This is a genomic window from Candidatus Trichorickettsia mobilis (assembly GCF_034366785.1).
Taxonomy (GTDB): Bacteria; Pseudomonadota; Alphaproteobacteria; order Rickettsiales; family Rickettsiaceae; genus Trichorickettsia; species Trichorickettsia mobilis_A.
The window spans coordinates 1-4,147 of record NZ_CP112958.1 but is presented as its reverse complement, the minus strand read 5'-3'; the positions used below and the strand labels follow the sequence as shown (position 1 = coordinate 4,147).

Genomic DNA, 4,147 nt, shown 5'->3' with positions numbered 1-4,147 from the left:
TACGATGGGCAAGACTGGGGTTATTTAATTTTTAGAAAGAGAAATTGCTGTGCCTTTTAGTTTAAAGATTATCGTTTTACTAATTTTAAGCCTTGCTTCAGTAAGACTAGCGGTAGCATGCGATAACGCCGTATGTAATAAGAGCGACTTGCGCGTTGCTTTTTACGGTGCATCTAGAGAAGACGTTAAATGGGCTACGGATTTAACTAATAGTAGTATTGACGCGGTATGGCAAAATTTAAAAGAGAAATTTGAGAGCCAAGAACAACTAGCAATAAGTGCCGGTATTAAATCTAAGATTGACGGAGGCAGCGAAAGACGATTCTCAGGGCTTTATATCTTTGTTAGCACCTCGATGCCGAAACCTTTGTTAAAAAGTTATTTACGTGAGGCAAATAAATACGGCGGAGTCTTGGTATTCAAAGGCTTGCCGCAGGGGAGTTTCAAAGAATTAACAAAATTGGTTATAGACTTAACCGAGAGTAACGGTGACTTACAAGAGCTTGCGACAAGCATACAAATAGACGATGAGGCGTACGAAAAATTCAAAGTCGTATCGGTGCCTGCTATCGTATTATCCGCCGATTCTGAATATCATCCGAATCAGACCGCTATTTTTAAGTTCGACAAAATGATCGGTAACGTCGGTGTTAAATATTCTCTAGAGGAGTTTAGTAGATCGGGAGAATTAGCGACGGAGGCTTTGAGGTATCTAAATGATTAGTATCTTAAGTAAATTTGTAGCACGGAGAAGATTAAGAGGCAGTTGCTTAAGCATAAATTCGGTTTTAAGCATTGCTTTAATGCTGATTATCGTGGTTGCAAGTAATAAAGCTCAAGGTAATAGGCATCAGACTAATAAGAACGATATCAGCAATCTTTTTAAACAAGAAATAGAAGATAGACAAGGTTTAGATCAATTCCTTGAAAACTCAAAGAAACAAGCGGAAAGCGGTATAGGTAATAAAGCGGGACTAGGGGAACTCGGTGCAAATGAAAGTGCCTTAGAAAACAAAACGTCCGAGCTAAATTCTATTAATGCCAATAGTTTGGAGAGTAGGGGGCAAATCGAGCGAGCTAAGGAGGAAAATAGTTATTACGATTCGTTAGAGATTGATTATACCGACCCAAAGATTCTCAATCATAAGAGGGATGTCGATAAAATTGCCGATGCTAATAAAAGACTAATGTCTCGTTTAATTGAGGGCTTGCGTGATCTGGACATTGATTGCAAAACCGTTAAAGGCGACCGAGAGCTAGAGCCGCAGTACGTTATAGAAATTGAAAAAGAACATTTTAAAGATGTTACTTACAATCAACATATCTGTGAAGAGCTGCGCAATCGTTATAACTGCAACGATACGGTAACCTTAACTTGCAAAGTAAAAGGAATACAATGGGGAGAGTGGCAAGATAAACAAATTGAAGTCGACGGTGGAGAGTTAATCAAATTTAGTGCACACCGAGATATGTTTGACGGTCATCATGTAGCTAGCAAATGTTTTGAGTATAAGCTATTTAGCCCCGATAGCAAAAAGCTTAAGGGATTCGGCGGTCGTGATTATAATCCCGGTACTATTCCGAATATGAGAGAATTCTTAGCACTTAAACATAATGCAACGATAGATAACATCGGTACTACGATGAGTTTTTCTTGGCATGGTGGTATATTTTCAATTAGCGGCTGGATGTACGCCGGTAGAGTTTTAGGTAGCAAGGATTATGCTTGGGCTAAGTATGTAATTAATTATAAATATCGTGACGGCAATCCGGCTTGTTTTGAATGGCAAGAAGACTGGAACGAGGTATGCAAGTTACAATGAGAAAATTGATAAGCTTCATAATAACAATAATTACCTTATTGACTCAAATTAGTTATGTCGAGGGGGGTAATCGTTTTACCTCAAGTTATTCATGTAGTGATGCCGTAAAAACTTGTGTAAGTAGCGGTACAAGGATTGTTGATGGATTTTCGGTTACTAAAGATTGTTGGGAGTGGACGTATTATAAAACCTGTAACTATCCGAGCAGGGATGATTGCAAGAATTTTAGTCATTGTTACGCGGTAGCCGATTTACCGTGCTTGCTGCGAGATAATTACGGCAACTGCGTTAATCTGCAAAAAGAGTTTTCCTGTAAAAGTTGGGAACCTGTAACTATCGATAAAGAAACGGTAAGAACTGGACTAGTCGAGAAAGAAGGTAAAGACAGGCTTGTATGTAAAGGAGTACCGTGTATTGACGGCAACTGCGTCGATAAAAGTTATTTAACGGAGGGAGACATGATGGATTCGGTATCGAAACTATATGCGGTAAGTCAAATGAAGGGCGCGCTCGATCTTAATTTTAAACTATTTGCGGGGTTTTCTCAGAGTTGTAGCAAGAAGGCTACCTCTTATACCAATTGCTGTTCTACTAGTTTAAAAGGTTGGGGTAAGAATCTCGGAGCAAAATGTACCAAGGATGAAATAGATTTAGTCGATAAACGTCAGAAAAATCTCTGTAAATATGCTTGTAAAGAGAACAAACAGATGATGGGGATAACCACGGTAGTTAAACATCATTACTGCTGCTTCGGGAGTTTGCTTAATAAAGTGATTCAGGTTGAGGGTAGAAAACAGTTATTTCCTTCAAAGCATGTAGATCAGTTATTTAATAATAACGGTAAGCCGGATTGTAGAGGATTAACGCTTGCAGAGATCATGCAGCTGGATTTTGACAAAATGGATTTTAGCGAATTTTTTACCGATATTTTAAAGCGTATGAAGATACCTAAAATCGGGGACATAAGTAGCAGAGTCAACTCATCGTTACCTAACGTTAGAAAATATGACGGTAATCAGAATAATAAAAAGAATAATATGACCGGCTGGAATGCCGATGTTAAAGATGATTCGTGGGAGGCGGAGGAAGAGAGAAGACTAGAAGTGGAACGACAAGAGCGGGAGCGTTTAGCAAAACTTGAAGCAGAGAGGCGTGAGAGGGAACGATTACTTGCTCTTGAGAGACAAAGGCTAGAAGAAGAGAGAAGAATAGCGGAATTAAAACGCAAACAAGAGGAAGCCAGACTTGCTGAGTTAAAACGTAAACAGGAAGAGGCTAGGTTGGCTGAGTTAAAACGTATAGAAGAAGAGAGGCGACGAGAGATCTTGAGGCAGGAAGAACTAAGAAAACAGAGGAAATTAGCTAAAGAAAATGAATTATATTACCTCAAGCAGCAAATGATTGCCGCAAAAAATACTGCTGACAATTATCGCAGTACTAAAATCGCGGAAGATCAAATCAGAGTCAATAATTTTACTAGCAACGGCAATCTATATATGGTCGGGCGAACACTGGAAGTAAATCTTTGGTATCCGGAATATTTGAGATTATTTCAGATTTACTCTGACCTTTATAAGTCGGTCAACAAGCTTGAGCAAGACATAAATAGAGGTAATTATTAAATATGATCAAGATTGTAACTAGCTTAATATTAATGTTTTTGCCTAGCATTGTTTTAGGTCAAGGCTTCTTTGAAGAACGCTATCGCGGTTGGTTTTGGTTTGAGAATAAACCGCTTGTGTTAGAAAAGCAAAAGCAAGCGATAAATTCAGAGCAAAATCCCGATATTAGCCCTGAGCAAGCAAAAGCGGAAATCGAGCAATTTGCCCGTGAACTTGAAGATCTAAAATTCATGATGTTGGCACGTCCGACCCCTCAAAATGTCAAAGCTTACCGAGATAAAGAAAAACAAATGTGGGATCAGGCCGATAGCTTACATGCGGCTTGGGATACGGCAAATCTTCTCTATCCCGATCAACGAGACTTAATCAATAATCCCGTTAACGTCCATGCCGTAAAAGCAAAGAGAGCTATACAAGAAGAAGAAAATACGAAAGTGATCAAGGAATTAGCCAAGGAGTTTGATTTAGTATTATTCTTTAGCGATTCTTGCAGATATTGCGCACTTCTATCACCGGTACTTAAAAGCTTCGGAGAGATTTATGGGTTTCATATCGATGCGGTCAGTAACCAGGGCAGTAAACACGAGCATTTTAAGACCGTCGCGTCTCAAGAGTTAATAGAGCGCCTCGGTATTACTGCTTTTCCTACCGTTATTGCCGTAAGTCACGATAGTAAGACGGCGTTTGAGCTAATCAGGGGAT

General features: G+C 39.3%; 4 protein-coding genes. All 4 read left to right on the top strand.

Features of this window, described 5'->3' with window-relative positions; all coding sequences use genetic code 11:
- Positions 1-49 precede the first annotated feature (49 nt).
- Entirely contained in the window at positions 50-724 is a 675-nt protein-coding gene (gene trbC / locus Trichorick_RS09120) for a type-F conjugative transfer system pilin assembly protein TrbC (RefSeq protein ID WP_323739335.1), read from the top strand.
- Positions 717-1,823: a hypothetical protein gene (locus Trichorick_RS09115; protein ID WP_323739334.1), complete on the top strand. Its 1,107-nt coding sequence runs from the start codon at positions 717-719 to the stop codon at positions 1,821-1,823. Before trbC ends, Trichorick_RS09115 begins: the two co-directional genes overlap by 8 nt.
- Positions 1,820-3,445 carry a conjugal transfer protein TraN gene (gene traN / locus Trichorick_RS09110; protein WP_323739333.1) on the top strand — a complete coding sequence of 542 codons (1,626 nt, stop codon included), beginning with the start codon at positions 1,820-1,822 and terminating at the stop codon, positions 3,443-3,445. Before Trichorick_RS09115 ends, traN begins: the two co-directional genes overlap by 4 nt.
- Before the next feature lie 2 nt (positions 3,446-3,447).
- Positions 3,448-4,147: conjugal transfer protein TraF (gene traF / locus Trichorick_RS09105; protein WP_323739332.1), on the top strand; the 700-nt coding region annotated here is incomplete at its 3' end.